Source organism: Pseudomonas sp. P110(2024) (genome assembly GCF_057480795.1).
The window spans coordinates 152,045-167,295 of record NZ_JBLIYT010000011.1 but is presented as its reverse complement, the minus strand read 5'-3'; the positions used below and the strand labels follow the sequence as shown (position 1 = coordinate 167,295).

Below are 15,251 nucleotides of genomic sequence, written 5' to 3'. Positions count from 1 at the left end.
GGTCAGTCCTGCTCTCAGATGTCCTGGGTGTCTTTCTTGTCGTCTTCGGCCTTGGCCTTCTCGGCATCGCCGCCGATGGCGTCGCTCAGGGCCTGCTGGGCGGCGTCGTTGGTCTTGTCGATGGCCTGCTTGGCGGTTTCGGCGGCCTGGTCGAGCATCTGCTGGGCGGATTTCTCGGCCTGGTCGCAACCGGACATGGCGAGCAGGGCCAGTGCCAGCACCAGCGGTGTACCAATGGATTTGAGTTGTAGCATGGGGTCCTCGCTTGTCGAATGCCGGGCGGCGCGTCATGCGCCTGATGGAATGGCATTCTAGAGGGGCTGAAACATCCGGAAAATTCGTTTTTTCAGCGTGTATACTTCGGTTTTCCCGAACCGAGAAAGGCCATGCTCAACTACCGCCAGCTCCACTATTTCTGGGCCGTGGCCAAGACCGGCAGCATCGCCCGCGCCAGCGAGCAGTTGAACCTCACCCCGCAGACCATCAGCGGTCAGATCAGCCTGTTCGAGCAGACCTGGAACCTCGAGCTGTTCCAGCGCGTCGGCCGCCAGCTGGAGCTGACCGAGACCGGGCGCCAGGCGCTGGTCTACGCTGAACAGATGTTCCAGATCGGCGGCGAACTGGAGGCCATGCTGCGGGCCGGGCCGCAGGAGCAGATCCTGTTTCGCGTGGGAGTGGCCGACGTGGTGCCCAAGTCCATCGTCTACCGCCTGCTGGCGCCGACCATGGAGCTGGACGAGGTGCTGCGCATCAGCTGCCGCGAGGACAAGCTCGAACGGTTGCTGGCGGACCTGGCGATCCAGCGCCTGGACCTGGTGATCTCCGATAGCCCCATGCCCAGCCACCTGGACATCAAGGGCTACAGCCAGAAACTCGGCGAATGCGGCCTGAGCTTCTTCGCCACGCCCACGCTGGCCGATCGCCTCGACCGGCCCTTCCCCGCCTGCCTGGACGACGCACCGTTGCTGATCCCCGGCCAGGAGACCGTGGTGCGTAGCCGGCTGCTGCGCTGGCTGGCCGAGCAGCAGGTGCAGCCGCGCATCGTCGGCGAGTTCGACGACAGCGCGCTGATGCAGGCCTTCGGCCAGTCGGGCAGCGGCATCTTCGTCGCCCCCAGCGTGATCGCCGAGGAGGTCTGCCGCCAGTACGGCGTGAGGCTGATCGGCCAGACCGAGGCGGTGAACGAGTCGTTCTACGCCATTTCGGTAGAGCGCAAGGTCAAGCACCCGGGGATCCTGGCGATCACCGAGGGCGCGCGGCGGGAGTTGTTTCACTGGTAGATCGGCCGGTGATCGCGGGACAGGCCCGTTGCCACGATATGCCCTGCGGGTCTGTGATAAAGTCGCGCGCTTTCACGTAACTGGATTGCGCTGCACATGACCCCCATCCTCCGCCTCATCAACCGCACCGGCCTGGTGACGCAGATCTGCATCGGCCTGGTGGCCGGCATTCTCCTCGCCCTGCTCGCCCCGGCCGTGGCCCGCGACCTGGCGTTCCTCGGCAAGGTCTTCGTCAGCGCCCTGAAGGCCGTGGCGCCGGTGCTGGTGTTCATCCTGGTGATGGCTTCGATCGCCAACCACCGCCATGGCCAGGAAACCCACATCCGCCCGATCCTCTGGCTGTACCTGCTGGGCACCTTCGCCGCAGCGGTGGTGGCCGTGACGGCGAGCATGCTGTTCCCGTCCAACCTGGCACTGAGCGCCAGCGACGCCACGCTGAGCGCCCCCGGCGGTATCGGCGAGGTGTTGCAGAACCTGCTGCTCAGCGCCGTGGACAACCCGGTCAACGCGCTGCTCAACGCCAACTTCATCGGCGTGCTGACCTGGGCCATCGGCCTGGGCGTGGCCCTGCGCCATGCCAACGACACCACCCGCACCGTGGTCGAGGACCTGTCCAACGGCGTGACCCTGATCGTGCGCGTGGTGATCCGCTTCGCCCCGCTGGGTATCTTCGGCCTGGTCAGCGCCACCCTGGCGCAATCGGGCCTGGACGCGCTGCTCGGCTATCTGCACCTGCTCGGCGTGCTGATCGGCTGCATGCTGTTCGTGGCGCTGGTGATGAACCCGCTGATCGTGTTCTGGAAGATCCGCCGCAACCCCTACCCGCTGACCTTGCTGTGCCTGCGCGAGAGCGGCATCACCGCGTTCTTCACCCGCAGCTCGGCGGCCAACATCCCGGTCAACCTGGCGCTGTCGGAAAAACTCGGCCTGCATGAGGATACCTATTCGGTGTCGATCCCGCTGGGCGCGACCATCAACATGGCCGGCGCGGCGATCACCATCACCGTGCTGACCCTGGCCGCCGTGCACACCCTGGGTATCCCGGTGGACCTACCGACCGCGGTGCTGCTCAGCGTGGTGGCGGCGGTTTGCGCTTGTGGCGCATCAGGCGTGGCCGGCGGCTCGCTGCTGCTGATTCCGCTGGCCTGCAGCCTGTTCGGCATCCCCAGCGAGATCGCCATGCAAGTGGTGGCGGTCGGTTTCATTATCGGCGTGCTGCAGGACTCGGCGGAAACCGCGCTGAACTCCTCCACCGACGTGCTGTTCACCGCTGCAGCGTGCCAGGCAATGGAACAACGCGGCGCCTGATCGCGGCGTTACCGCCGGCAATGAAAACGCCGCCATCCCTCAGGGAATGGCGGCGTTTTCATGTGCGGCGCCTGGCGATCAGGCTGGCGCCGAGGTGCGGATCAGGTGATCGAAGGCCGCCAGCGAGGCCTTGGCCCCCTCGCCCACGGCGATGACGATCTGCTTGTACGGCACGGTGGTCACGTCACCGGCGGCGAACACGCCCGGGATGCTGGTCTGGCCCTTGGCGTCGACGATGATCTCGCCACGCGGCGACAGCTCGACCGTGCCCTTGAGCCAATCGGTGTTCGGCAGCAGGCCGATCTGCACGAAGATGCCTTCCAGCGCCAGGTCGTGCGACGCGTCGGTGGTGCGGTCCTTGTAGCGCAGGCCGGTGACCTTTTCGCCATCGCCGACCACCTCGGTGGTCAACGCGCTGGTGATCACCTTGACGTTCGGCAGGCTGTGCAGCTTGCGCTGCAGAACGGCATCGGCGCGCAGCTGGCTGTCGAATTCGATCAGGGTCACCTGGGCGACGACGCCGGCCAGGTCGATGGCCGCTTCCACGCCGGAGTTGCCACCGCCGATCACCGCCACGCGCTTGCCCTTGAACAGCGGGCCGTCGCAGTGCGGGCAGTAGGCCACGCCACGGGCGCGGTATTGCTGCTCACCCGGCACGTTCATCTCACGCCAGCGGGCGCCAGTGGCGAGGATCACGGTCTTGGCCTTGAGCGAGGCGCCGCCGGCCAGGCGTACTTCGTGCAAGCCGCCATCGGTGGCCGGGATCAGCGCTTCGCCGCGCTGCAGGTTCATGATGTCGACGTCGTATTGCTTGACGTGCTCTTCCAGGGCCGTGGCCAGCTTCGGCCCTTCGGTCTCCTGCACCGAGATGAAGTTCTCGATCGCCAGGGTGTCGAGCACCTGGCCACCAAAGCGCTCGGCAGCAACACCGGTGCGAATGCCTTTGCGCGCGGCGTAGATCGCGGCGGCGGCGCCGGCCGGGCCGCCCCCGACCACCAGCACGTCGAAGGCATCCTTGGCGTTGATCTTCTCGGCCTGGCGAGCGCCAGCATTGGTGTCGATCTTGCCGAGGATTTCTTCCAGACCCATGCGGCCCTGGCCGAACACTTCGCCGTTCAGGTAGATGCTCGGCACCGCCATGACCTTGCGGGCTTCCACTTCATCCTGGAACAGCGCGCCGTCGATGGCGACATGACGCACATTGGGGTTGAGCACCGCCATCAGGTTCAGCGCCTGGACCACGTCCGGGCAGTTCTGGCACGACAGCGAGAAGTAGGTTTCGAAGGTGAACTCGCCTTCCAGCGCCTGGATCTGCTCGATCACTTCGGCGCTGGCCTTGGAGGGGTGGCCGCCGACCTGCAGCAGCGCCAGCACCAGGGAGGTGAATTCGTGCCCCATGGGGATGCCGGCGAAACGCAAGCTGATCTCGGCTCCCGGGCGGTTCAGCGAGAACGAAGGACGACGGGCGTCGTTGCCATCCGCGCTGAAGGTAATGAGGTTCGACAGGCCGGCGATTTCCACCAGCAGGTCGTGCAGTTCGCGGGACTTCGCGCCGTCGTCGAGGGAGGCAACGATCTCGATCGGCTGGGTGACCCGCTCCAGGTAGGTTTTCAGTTGCGATTTAAGCGTGGCGTCCAACATACGGGCGATTCCTTTTTCAAAACTCGGATACAAAAACGCCCAGGCGAGATCGCCCGGGCGTTTTTACGGGGCGGTAACTGCTTCAGCTTTGGCGGCTGTCTACCGCCCGCGATTGGCGCATGATCAAAGGCTTTGCCTTAGATCTTGCCGACCAGGTCCAGCGACGGCGCGAGAGTGGCTTCGCCTTCTTTCCACTTGGCCGGGCAGACTTCGCCTGGGTGAGCGGCAACGTACTGGGCAGCCTTGACCTTGCGCAGCAGCTCGCTGGCGTCACGGCCTACACCACCGTCGTTGATTTCGACGATCTTGATCTGACCTTCCGGGTTGATCACGAAGGTACCGCGATCGGCCAGGCCGGCTTCTTCGATCAGCACGTCGAAGTTGCGCGAGATGACGTGGGTCGGGTCACCGATCAGCGGGTACTTGATCTTGCCGATGGTGTCCGAGGTGTCGTGCCAGGCTTTGTGGGTGAAGTGGGTGTCGGTGGACACACCGTAGATTTCCACGCCCAGTTTCTGGAATTCAGCGTAGTTGTCAGCAAGGTCACCCAGTTCGGTCGGGCAGACAAAGGTGAAGTCGGCCGGGTAGAAGAACACGACGGACCACTTGCCTTTCAGGTCGGCTTCGCTGACCTGGACAAATTCGCCATTGTGGAAAGCAGTGGCGTTGAACGGTTTGACCTGGCTGTTGATGATTGGCATGAGAGACGCTCCTTCATGGGTTGAAATCAGTTGACGGAGAGAATCCTAACCGCTGGTCCCGATGAAGGCTCATTGGCAAAGCTCATGCTGGTGATTGGTTTTGGCTATAAGGCGGGATTATTAATAGAAGGGATTGGGCTGAGCAAAGGATTGCGGGGGCAAAATGCATCGCGGGGCAAGCCCGCCCCCACGCCAGAAGGTTTTCAGGCGTGGGGGCGGGCTTGCCCCGCGATCCGGGATAAACGCGTATCAGCGGGTGACGGTGCGCATGGTCACGAACTCTTCCGCGGCGGTCGGGTGCACGCCGATGGTCTCGTCGAACTGCTGCTTGGTCGCACCTGCCTTCAGGGCGATCCCCAGGCCCTGGATGATCTCGCCGGCATCCGGCCCGACCATGTGGCAGCCCAGCACCTTGTCGGTTTCTGCGTCGACCACCAGCTTCATCAGGGTCTTTTCCTGGATATCGGTGAGGGTCAGCTTCATCGCGCGGAAGCGGCTCTCGAAGATCTGCACCTTGTGCCCGGCGGCCAGCGCCTGCTCCTCGGTCAGGCCCACGGTGCCGATCGGCGGCTGGCTGAATACCGCAGTCGGGATGTTCTGGTAGTCGACCGTGCGGTACTGCTCGGGCTTGAACAGGCGCCGGGCCACGGCCATGCCTTCGGCCAGGGCCACGGGGGTGAGCTGCACACGGCCGATGACGTCGCCAATGGCCAGGATCGACGGTTCGGTGGTCTGGTACTGCTCGTCGACGCGGATGAAGCCGCGCGGGTCCAGTTCGACGCCGGTGTTTTCCAGGCCCAGGTTATCCAGCATCGGCCGGCGCCCGGTGGCGTAGAAGATGCAGTCGGCGACCAGCTCGCGACCGTCCTTGAGGGTGGCCTTGAGGCTACCATCCTCGAGCTTGTCGATGCGCTGGATGTCGGCGTTGAACTCAAGGTCCAGGCCGCGCTTCTCCAGCTCTTCCTTCAGGTGGGTACGCACCGAGCCGTCGAAGCCACGCAGGAACAGCTCGCCGCGGTACAGCAGCGTGGTGTCGGCGCCCAGGCCCTGGAAGATGCCGGCGAACTCCACGGCGATGTAGCCGCCGCCCACCACCAGTACCCGGCGCGGCAGGTCCTTGAGGTAGAAGGCTTCGTTGGAGGTGATCGCCAGCTCCTTGCCGGGGATGTCCGGCACCTGCGGCCAGCCGCCGGTGGCGATGAGGATATGCGCGGCGCTGTAACGCTGGCCCTCGACTTCCACCTCATGGGCGCCGGTCAGGCGCGCATGGCCCTGCAGCAAGGTCACGCCACTGTTGACCAGCAAGTTGCGATAGATGCCGTTGAGGCGCTCGATCTCGCGGTTCTTGTTGGCGATCAGCGTGCCCCAGTCGAAATGCCCCTCTTCCAGGGTCCAGCCGAAGCCCGCGGCCTGTTCCAGTTCGTCGGCGACATGGGCGCCGTACACCAGCAGCTTCTTCGGTACGCACCCGACGTTGACGCAGGTGCCGCCGAGGTAGCGGCTCTCGGCCACCGCCACTTTCGCACCGAACCCCGCGGCGAAACGTGCCGCGCGCACACCGCCGGAACCGGCGCCAATCACGAACAGATCAAAATCGTAGGCCATGTATTCACTCTCCTAGGCAGGCGCCCAGCATAGCGCCGTTGGCCGCCGCAAACAAAAAAGCCACCCGAAGGTGGCTTTTCACACAATACCGGAAACTCAGTAAGCCTTGCCGGTCTTGTAGAAGTTTTCGAAGCAGAAGTTGGTCGCTTCGATGTAACCTTCGGCGCCACCGCAGTCGAAACGCTTGCCCTTGAACTTGTAGGCAATCACACAGCCGTCCTGGGCCTGCTTCATCAATGCGTCGGTGATCTGAATTTCACCGCCCTTGCCAGGTTCGGTTTCCTCGATCAGCTTGAAGATGTCCGGGGTCATGATGTAGCGGCCGATGATCGCCAGGTTCGACGGTGCATCTTCGGGTTTCGGCTTCTCGACCATGTTGCGTACGCGGTACAGGTCGTCACCAATCAGGTCACCGGCGATCACGCCGTACTTGCTGGTTTCCTGCGGGTCGACTTCCATGATCGCCACGATGGTGCAGCGATACTGCTTGTACAGCTTGACCATCTGCTTGAGCACGCCGTCACCTTCGAGGTTGACGCACAGGTCGTCGGCCAGTACCACGGCGAATGGCTCGTCGCCGATCAGCGGACGACCGGTGAGGATCGCGTGGCCCAGGCCTTTCATTTCTGTCTGGCGAGTGTAGGAGAACGAGCACTCGTCGAGCAGTCGGCGGATGCCGACCAGGTATTTTTCCTTGTCGGTACCCTTGATCTGGTTTTCCAGCTCGTAGCTGATGTCGAAGTGGTCTTCCAGGGCGCGCTTGCCACGGCCGGTGACGATGGAGATCTCGTTGAGGCCAGCGTCCAGCGCTTCTTCAACGCCATACTGGATCAGTGGCTTGTTGACCACCGGCAGCATTTCCTTGGGCATGGCTTTGGTAGCGGGCAGGAAGCGGGTGCCGTAACCGGCTGCCGGGAACAAGCATTTCTTGATCATATACGTCCTTAACAAGGGCTTTGCGTACGAAATTCGGCGCAGTCTAATCAGGCGGCGTTCACCTTACAATGCCCCCCGCGCTGGCCGATGCCATCATAGAGATATTCCAGTGTAGATAGTTCCGCCAGGGCGTGAATTTCAGGCGACCGGCAGCGTCATCGCGGGGCAGGCCCGCTCTCGAAGATGCCCCGCGATGACCGTGGCTCAGCCGCCGATCCCCTGCCCGATCAGCACGCCATCGACCTTCTGCCCATACAGGTTGACCCCGTCGTTGGCATGGAACTTCAGCCGGGTCTTCTCGATCGAGCCTTCGACCAGCCGCGGATCCTGCGGTCGCTCATGGCGGTTGATCCACGCGGCCACGTCCCAGGCCTGCTGATCACTCAAGCTGCCAGGCTTGCCCAATGGCATGTTGTACTTGATGAACGACGCCGCGGTATTGATCCGGTGCATGCCGGCGCCCCAATTGTAGGAATCCTTGCCCCACAGCGGCGGCATCACATACTCCCCGGCCACCTTCTGCCCTTCGCCATTGCCACCGTGACAGATCGCGCATTGCTCGTCATACACCTGCTTGCCGCGCTTGAAGTCATAACCACCTTCGGGCCTGGGCACCTCCGGGTAGCCGCGACCGGCGATTTCCACGCCTGTCGGCGCCTGGGTCGACAGCCAGTAGGCGTAAACGCTCAAGGCGGTCATCTGTGGGCTGTCGGCCGCCGGCGGCTTGCCGTTCATGCTGAAGGTGAAGCAGCCCTGGATGCGCTCGGCGAAGGTGTTGACCTTGTCGTTCTTCTTGCGATACGCCGGGTACATTGGGTAGGCGCCCCACAATGGCGCGGAATGTGGCATACGTCCCTGATCGAGGTGGCAGTTACTGCAGTTCATGCCGTTGCCGACCGCGTCGGGCATCAATCGTCGCGTATCGACGAACAGCGCGTGGCCTTCACGGATCATCTTGCCGAAGGCGTTATCCGGGATCGCGCTTTCCGCCGGCGGCACGAACTGCGGGGCGGCCTGCACGCCCGGGACCTTGAGCTGGGACTGGTCTTCCATGGCGATGGGGGCGGCTTGGGCAGTGCCCATGGCCAGCAGCAGGGTTGGCATCAGGACTTTCATGGCTTGACCTCCTGGCTGGCCGGTTGGGCAAAGTAGTCAGCGACCGCCTTGACCTCGGCATCGGTCATCGCCTTGGCCACGTTGACCATCAACTGGTTGGGGTCATTGCTGCGGCTGCCATCGCGCCAGGCATTGAGTTGCGCCACCAGGTAAGCGGCGGGCTGCCCGGCCAGCGGCGGGAAGTGCTCGCCGACGCCGCTGCCGCCCGGGCCATGACACTGCACGCAACCGGGGATCAGCCGGCTCCAGTCGCCGTAGATGGCCAGGCGGGCCACCGGATCGTTGGCGATCTGCTGGCGACGCGTGCCCGCCGCGGCATCGGCAGGCAGCTTGGCCAGATAGGTGCTGACCGCCTCGATTTCGGCATCGTCCAGGGCCTTGGCCAGCGGCTCCATCACTGGCTGCTTGCGGCTGGCGCTGCGAAAGTCGTGCAACTGCTTGCTGAGATAGCCGGCAGGCAGGCCGGCGAGACGGGGAAAGCCGGCGGCGGCGATACCCTTGCCGTCCGGGCCATGACAGCCCAGGCAGGCCATGGCGGCGGGGTTCTGCCCGCCCTGGTTGAAGATTTTCTGGCCATCGGCAGCGTGCGCCGAGGGCCAGGCCAAGATCAGCAGGCTGCCGATCACGACATGGCTCAGGGGTTTCATCACGGAGGCTCCATTTCCTTGTTATAAGCTTAGGCTCAAACGATATAAGCCCAGAAATACTAGGCCTAATCCCCGACGTGCGACAACGCGTCACCGGGAAGGAAAGTGGCAAACCGCCAGCTAATCGCCGATTAACTGAGCTGGATCAAGAACCGGAGATGCACTGGGTCGCCGAAGTACGCACATCACCCAGGCGCAGCGGGAAGTTGTTCAGCCGTTCATACACCTTGATCGCGCTGCCGCTGCCGCGCTTGTCGATATCGAGCAGCGCCGCAGGACCGACACCGGCCGACACCTTCTGCGGCACGGTCAGGCGCAGGCCATCGCCCCGTACCTCTTCCTGCAAGGGATCACGCGTGTCGGCCAGCTTGCGCTTCACGCAATCGGCATATTCGCGCGGCGTCTTGCCGGAGATCACATCCAGCGTCGCGTGGGACTGCTCGAGTTCCGTCACGCTGACACAGCCCCCCAAGGCCAACGTTACCGCCGCTAACACCCATTTCATCTACATCGTCTCCAGCATCTGCAAAGTCATCCTCTGACCACATCCAGGCGGTTTTGCTCCCACGTCTGGCAGAAATCTCCTTGGCTTGGCCAGCCCGGGCGCAAGTGTAACCTCACATCGTGGTATCTTTCGCGTTTGCTGAACCAATCCTTGCGGAGCTCCCCATGAAATTCGTACACCAGCGCGAGCACCTGAACGAAGACGACATCGTCGTCATCGAGTGCTCCCAGCGCTGCAACATCCGCCTGATGAACGACGCCAACTTCCGCAGCTTCAAGAATGGCGGGCGCCACACCTACCACGGCGGCCACTTCGAGCGTTTCCCGGCGAAGATCACCGTGCCGAGCACTGGCTTCTGGAACATCACCATCGACACCGTGACCACTCGCCCGATCTCGGTGACGCGCAAGCCGGCCCTCAGCCACAAGATCAAGATCGTCCGTCGCTCGTCGTCGAAACTCGGATAACACTTGGATAGCCGCATGACCCAGACCATCAAATATGTGATCAAGTACAAGCTCGACGGCGAGCGCCGCTGGGACTTCGCCCAGATGCCCGACGCCTCCCTCGAGCAGGCGCAGCAAGCGCTGCGCAAGATCCACGGCGACGACGTCGACAAGATCAGCGACATCCAGGTCAGCAAGGCCTTGTAACCACGCAGCACGCCCCGCACTCAAGGAGTCGTCCATGAGCACCCGGCAAGACCGTCGCATCCTCGACCTGCTGAGTATCGAGCTGCCCATTCTCCAGGCGCCCATGGCCGGCGCCAGCGGTTCGGCCATGGCCATTGCCGTCGGCAACGCCGGCGGTCTCGGCGCCCTGCCCTGCGCCATGCTCACCGCCGAGCAGGTGCGCGGCGAGATCGAGGCCTTTCGCGCCGCCTGCCGGGGCCCGCTCAACCTGAACTTCTTCTGCCACCAGCCGCCGCCGCCGGACCCCGAGCGCGACGCCCGCTGGAAGCAGGCGCTCAAGCCCTACTATGAGGAAGTCGGCGCGGACTTCGAGGCGCCGACGCCGGTGTCCAATCGCGCGCCCTTCGACGAACAGAGCTGCCAGCTGGTGGAGGAACTGCGCCCGGAGGTGGTCAGTTTCCACTTCGGCCTGCCGGCGCCCGAGCTGCTGCGAAGGGTCAAGGCAGCCGGGGCCAAGGTGCTGTCCAGCGCCACCACGGTGGAGGAAGCGCGGTGGCTTGAACAGCATGGCTGCGACGCGATCATCGCCATGGGCTACGAGGCCGGCGGCCATCGTGGCATGTTCCTCGACAGCGACATCAACAGCCAGATCGGCACCTTCGCCCTGGTGCCCCAGGTTGTGGATGCCGTGCAGTTGCCGGTGATCGCGGCGGGTGGTGTCGGCGACCATCGCGGCCTGGTCGCCGCCCTGGCCCTGGGCGCCTCGGCGGTGCAGGTCGGTACTGCGTACCTGTTCTGCCCAGAGGCCAAGGTGTCCCCGGCGCACCGCCGCGCCCTGGACAGCGCGTCCGCCAACGATACAGCGCTGACCAACCTGTTCACCGGCCGCCCGGCGCGTGGCATCAACAACCGCCTGATGCGCGAGCTGGGGCCGATGAGCGCCCTCGCCCCGCGCTTCCCGCTGGCCGGCGGCGCGCTGATGCCACTGCGGGCGATCACCGACCCGCAGGGCAACGCCGATTTCAGCAACCTGTGGTCCGGACAGGCGCTGCGCCTTGGGCGTCACATGCCGGCGGGTGAGCTGACCCGAGCCATTGCCGGGCGGCCAACAAAAAGCTGACCAATAGATCAAGAAACTTTCAGGCACCCTCTTCCCGACGGATGGCGTATCGCTATATAGTTCAAGCCATAACGATAATCCGCCGCCCCTAGGAGCCGTCTACATGCGTATTCGTCTGCCCCACCTGGCCTTAAGTGCCCTGGCCACCCTGATCGCCGTCAACGCCGCCCAGGCCGATGAAGTCCATGTCGCCGTAGCGGCCAACTTTACAGCGCCCATCCAGGCCATCGCCAAGGACTTCGAGAAGGACACCGGCCACAAGCTGGTCGCCGCCTACGGCGCTACCGGCCAGTTCTACGCACAAATCAAGAATGGCGCGCCGTTCGAAGTGTTCCTCGCCGCCGACGACAGTACCCCGGCCAAGCTCGAGCAGGAAAAGGAAATCGTCGCGGGCTCACGCTTCACCTACGCCATCGGCACCCTGGCGCTGTGGTCGGCCAAGCCGGGCTACGTCGACGCCAAGGGCGACGTGCTGAAGAAGAACGAATACAAGCACCTGTCCATTGCCAACCCCAAGGCCGCGCCCTATGGCCTGGCCGCCACCCAGGTGCTGGACAAGCTCAAGCTGACCGAAGCCACCAAGGCGAAGATCGTCGAAGGCCAGAACATCACCCAGGCCTTCCAGTTCGTTTCCACCGGCAATGCCGAGCTGGGCTTCGTCGCCCTGTCGCAGATCTACAAGGATGGCAAGGTCAGCGAAGGCTCCGCCTGGATCGTGCCCGCCGAGCTGCATGACCCGATCCGCCAGGACGCGGTGATTCTCAACAAAGGCAAGGACAACCCGGCCGCCAAGGCCCTGGTCGACTACCTAAAGGGTCCAAAGGCCGCCGCGGTGATCAAGTCCTACGGCTATGAGCTCTGATGCCGCTCGACGCCGGTGACCTGAGCGCGATCTGGCTGACCATCAAGCTGGCCAGCCTGACCACCGCCATTCTCCTGGTGCTGGGCACGCCCATCGCCTGGTGGCTGGCGCGCACACGCTCCTGGCTGCGCGGACCGATCGGCGCGGTGGTGGCCCTACCGCTGGTGCTGCCACCGACCGTGATCGGCTTTTACCTGCTGCTGGCCCTCGGCCCCCATGGCTGGATAGGCCAGGCCACCCAGGCCCTGGGCCTGGGCAGCGTGGTGTTCAGCTTCACCGGGCTGGTGATCGGCTCGGTGGTGTACTCCATGCCCTTCGTGGTGCAGCCCTTGCAGAACGCCTTCGGCGCCATCGGCCAGCGCCCGCTGGAGGTGGCCGCCACCCTGCGGGCCAGCCCGTGGGATACCTTCATCCACGTGGTGCTACCGCTGGCGCGCCCCGGCTTCATCACCGCCAGCATTCTTGGCTTCGCCCACACCGTGGGCGAGTTCGGCGTGGTGCTGATGATCGGCGGCAATATTCCCGACAAGACCCGGGTGGTCTCGGTGCAGATCTTCGATCATGTCGAAGCCATGGAATACAGCCAGGCGCACTGGCTGGCCGGAGCCATGCTGGTGTTCTCGTTCCTGGTGCTGCTGATGCTCTATGCAGGCCGTCGCAGCAAGGCCGGCTGGAGCTGACATGAGTACATCGATACAGGCGCGTCTGAAACTGGCGCGTGACGACTTCACCCTGGACGTCGACCTGAACCTGCCCGGGCGCGGCATCAGCGCCCTGTTCGGCCATTCCGGCTCGGGCAAGACCTCGTGCCTGCGTTGCCTGGCCGGCCTGGAGCGGGCCGCCAGCGCCTACATCGAGGTCAATGGCGAGGTCTGGGAAGACAGCGCGCGCGGGCACTTCATCCCGCCACACCAGCGGCCAGTAGGGTACGTGTTCCAGGAGGCCAGCCTGTTCCCGCACCTGTCGGTGCGCGGCAACCTCGAGTTCGGCTGGCGCCGCATCGCCCCGGAGGCGCGCAAGATCAGCCAGGAGCAGGCCTGCCAACTGCTGGGCATCGGCCACCTGCTGGCACGCAAGCCGGCGACCCTGTCCGGTGGCGAGGCGCAGCGGGTCGGTATCGCCCGAGCCCTGCTCAGCAGCCCACGGCTGCTGCTGATGGACGAACCCCTGGCCGCGCTGGACAGAGCGCGCAAGCGGGAAATCCTGCCGTACCTGGAACGCCTGCACGACGAACTGGACATTCCGCTGATCTACGTCAGCCATGCCCAGGACGAAGTGGCGCGCCTGGCCGACCACCTGGTCCTGCTCGAACAGGGCAAGGCCGTGGCCAGCGGGCCGATCGGCCAGACCCTGGCGCGCCTCGACCTGCCGCTGGCCCAGGGCGAGGATGCCGGCGTGGTGCTCGAAGGCGTGGTGGTAGGTCACGATCCGCATTACCAGCTGTTCGAGCTACGCCTGCCCGGCAGTGACGGCCAGCGCTTGCGCATCGCCCACCCGGGGCTGCACATGGGCAGCACCCTGCGGCTCAAGGTCCAGGCCCGGGATGTCAGCCTGGCACTGACCGCCGACAGCGCCTCGAGCATCCTCAATCGCCTGCCGGTGCGAGTCCGCGAATGCCGCCCGGCGGACAACCCCGCCCATGTGCTGGTCAGCCTGGACGCCGCCGGCAACGCCCTGCTGGCGCGCATCACCCGCTATTCGGCGGATCAGCTCGCGGTGCAGCCGGGCCAGACCCTCTGGGCGCAGATCAAGTCGGTAGCGCTGCTGGGCTGAGCAATGACGCAACCGGCGCTGTCCATTGCAGCAAGAGTGCCCTTCATGGACCGCCCCCATGCCCGACTGCCCGCTCCCTGCCGCCCTGCACTACGTCGATGACAGCCAGCCCGGCTTGACCCGGCGGCGCTGGCGCGATCGCTTTCATTATTTCGACGCAAGCAACCAGCGTGTCCGCGATGCCGACACACTGGCGCGCATCGCAGCCCTGGTGATCCCGCCGGCCTACACCGATGTGTGGATCTGTGCCGATCCACAGGGCCACCTGCAGGCCACCGGCCGGGATGCCCGGGGGCGCAAGCAGTACCGCTACCACACGCAATGGCGCGAGCTGCGCGACCAGCACAAGTACGGGCGCATGCTGGCCTTCGCCGAAGCGCTGCCGAAGCTGCGCAAGCAACTGGATGCGCACCTGGCCTGCCCGGGGCTGGGCCGGGAGAAGGTCATGGCGCTGGTGATCAGCCTGCTCGACAGTACGCTGATCCGCATCGGCAACCGCCAATACCTGCGCGCCAATCGCTCCTACGGACTGACCACGCTCAACACCCGCCATGTGCAGGTCAAGGGTAGCCAAATTCGCTTTCAGTTCCGTGGCAAGCGCGGAGTCGAGCACAACGTCACCCTGACCGACCGGCGCCTGGCCGGGCTGGTCAAGCGCTGCATGGAATTGCCCGGCCAAGCCTTGTTCCAGTACCTGGACGAACAGGGCCAGCGCCATGGCATCGGCTCGACCGAGGTCAACCAGTTTCTCCAGCAACTGACCGGCGCCGACTTCACCGCCAAGGACTACCGCACCTGGGCCGGCAGCAGCCTTGCCCTGAGCCTGCTGCGGCCACTGGCCTGGGAACCTGACAGCGAGGCCAGGCGCCAGGTCGCCGACACCGTCCGCCAGGTGGCGGCGCGACTGGGCAACACGCCAGCGGTGTGCCGACGCTGCTACATCCACCCTGCCGTACTCGAACACTTCCAACTCGGACGCCTGGCGGACCTGCCCCGCGCGCGGGCACGCAAGGGCCTGGAACTCGAGGAAGTGTCACTGCTGCGCTTTCTCCAGGCGCTTGCGCGCCAAAACGATCATTGACCCCAACTATTTAGTTCATCGAGCAGAGAAATTTCCCATATGGA

17 protein-coding genes are annotated in these 15,251 nt (G+C 64.6%); 9 read left to right on the top strand and 8 right to left on the bottom strand.

The features are described 5' to 3' along the window. Positions 1-14: 14 nt before the first annotated feature. Positions 15-254, bottom strand: a complete 240-nt coding sequence (locus AC25ND_RS18835; protein WP_028692421.1) for a hypothetical protein — start codon at positions 252-254, stop codon at positions 15-17. A gap of 132 nt (positions 255-386) precedes the next feature. Here AC25ND_RS18835 and nhaR point away from each other — a divergent pair, with 132 nt between their 5' ends. Continuing rightward, positions 387-1,280, top strand: coding sequence for a transcriptional activator NhaR (nhaR, locus tag AC25ND_RS18830; RefSeq protein ID WP_062361178.1), 894 nt, complete (start codon positions 387-389; stop codon positions 1,278-1,280). 96 nt (positions 1,281-1,376) lie between these two features. Continuing rightward, a complete protein-coding gene (sstT, locus tag AC25ND_RS18825) occupies positions 1,377-2,588 on the top strand; it encodes a serine/threonine transporter SstT (RefSeq protein WP_028692423.1) in 1,212 nt (403 codons plus the stop codon). Between the two features lie 78 nt (positions 2,589-2,666). Here sstT and ahpF read toward each other — a convergent pair whose 3' ends face one another. From ahpF to AC25ND_RS18790, 7 genes are all read right to left on the bottom strand, one after another. Beyond that, entirely contained in the window at positions 2,667-4,229 is a 1,563-nt protein-coding gene (ahpF, locus tag AC25ND_RS18820; protein ID WP_028692424.1) for an alkyl hydroperoxide reductase subunit F, read from the bottom strand. A gap of 137 nt (positions 4,230-4,366) precedes the next feature. After that, entirely contained in the window at positions 4,367-4,930 is a 564-nt protein-coding gene (gene ahpC, locus AC25ND_RS18815) for an alkyl hydroperoxide reductase subunit C (RefSeq protein ID WP_008090543.1), read from the bottom strand. Between the two features lie 249 nt (positions 4,931-5,179). Continuing rightward, positions 5,180-6,535 carry a glutathione-disulfide reductase gene (gene gorA, locus AC25ND_RS18810; RefSeq protein ID WP_028692425.1) on the bottom strand — a complete coding sequence of 452 codons (1,356 nt, stop codon included), beginning with the start codon at positions 6,533-6,535 and terminating at the stop codon, positions 5,180-5,182. 96 nt (positions 6,536-6,631) lie between these two features. Further along, positions 6,632-7,471 carry a UTP--glucose-1-phosphate uridylyltransferase GalU gene (gene galU, locus AC25ND_RS18805; RefSeq protein ID WP_010223914.1) on the bottom strand — a complete coding sequence of 280 codons (840 nt, stop codon included), beginning with the start codon at positions 7,469-7,471 and terminating at the stop codon, positions 6,632-6,634. Between the two features lie 204 nt (positions 7,472-7,675). Continuing rightward, a complete protein-coding gene (locus AC25ND_RS18800; protein ID WP_028692426.1) occupies positions 7,676-8,587 on the bottom strand; it encodes a c-type cytochrome in 912 nt (303 codons plus the stop codon). Continuing rightward, on the bottom strand, positions 8,584-9,234 hold the full coding sequence (locus AC25ND_RS18795) for a c-type cytochrome (RefSeq protein WP_028692427.1): 651 nt from the start codon (positions 9,232-9,234) through the stop codon (positions 8,584-8,586). The genes AC25ND_RS18800 and AC25ND_RS18795 overlap by 4 nt, the downstream gene beginning before the upstream one ends. A 145-nt stretch (positions 9,235-9,379) precedes the next feature. Then, on the bottom strand, positions 9,380-9,739 hold the full coding sequence (locus AC25ND_RS18790; protein ID WP_486976512.1) for a hypothetical protein: 360 nt from the start codon (positions 9,737-9,739) through the stop codon (positions 9,380-9,382). 164 nt (positions 9,740-9,903) lie between these two features. Here AC25ND_RS18790 and AC25ND_RS18785 point away from each other — a divergent pair, with 164 nt between their 5' ends. The 7 genes from AC25ND_RS18785 (at position 9,904) to AC25ND_RS18755 (ending at position 15,207) form a co-directional block, all read left to right on the top strand. Beyond that, positions 9,904-10,206, top strand: a complete 303-nt coding sequence (locus tag AC25ND_RS18785) for a DUF1883 domain-containing protein (protein WP_028692429.1) — start codon at positions 9,904-9,906, stop codon at positions 10,204-10,206. Between the two features lie 15 nt (positions 10,207-10,221). Further along, the gene (locus tag AC25ND_RS18780; RefSeq protein ID WP_088851781.1) at positions 10,222-10,392 is read left to right on the top strand and encodes a hypothetical protein; all 171 of its coding nucleotides are present in this window, start codon (positions 10,222-10,224) and stop codon (positions 10,390-10,392) included. A gap of 34 nt (positions 10,393-10,426) precedes the next feature. After that, a complete protein-coding gene (locus tag AC25ND_RS18775) occupies positions 10,427-11,491 on the top strand; it encodes an NAD(P)H-dependent flavin oxidoreductase (protein ID WP_069016822.1) in 1,065 nt (354 codons plus the stop codon). A 103-nt stretch (positions 11,492-11,594) separates the two neighbouring features. Continuing rightward, on the top strand, positions 11,595-12,353 hold the full coding sequence (gene modA, locus AC25ND_RS18770; protein ID WP_028692431.1) for a molybdate ABC transporter substrate-binding protein: 759 nt from the start codon (positions 11,595-11,597) through the stop codon (positions 12,351-12,353). Beyond that, the gene (gene modB / locus AC25ND_RS18765) at positions 12,353-13,033 is read left to right on the top strand and encodes a molybdate ABC transporter permease subunit (RefSeq protein WP_069016824.1); all 681 of its coding nucleotides are present in this window, start codon (positions 12,353-12,355) and stop codon (positions 13,031-13,033) included. The genes modA and modB overlap by 1 nt, the downstream gene beginning before the upstream one ends. 1 nt (position 13,034) lies before the next feature. Continuing rightward, on the top strand, positions 13,035-14,126 hold the full coding sequence (gene modC, locus AC25ND_RS18760; RefSeq protein WP_486976511.1) for a molybdenum ABC transporter ATP-binding protein: 1,092 nt from the start codon (positions 13,035-13,037) through the stop codon (positions 14,124-14,126). Positions 14,127-14,184: 58 nt separating this feature from the next. Next, positions 14,185-15,207: a DNA topoisomerase IB gene (locus AC25ND_RS18755; RefSeq protein WP_028692434.1), complete on the top strand. Its 1,023-nt coding sequence runs from the start codon at positions 14,185-14,187 to the stop codon at positions 15,205-15,207. The last annotated feature ends 44 nt before the right edge of the window (positions 15,208-15,251 follow it).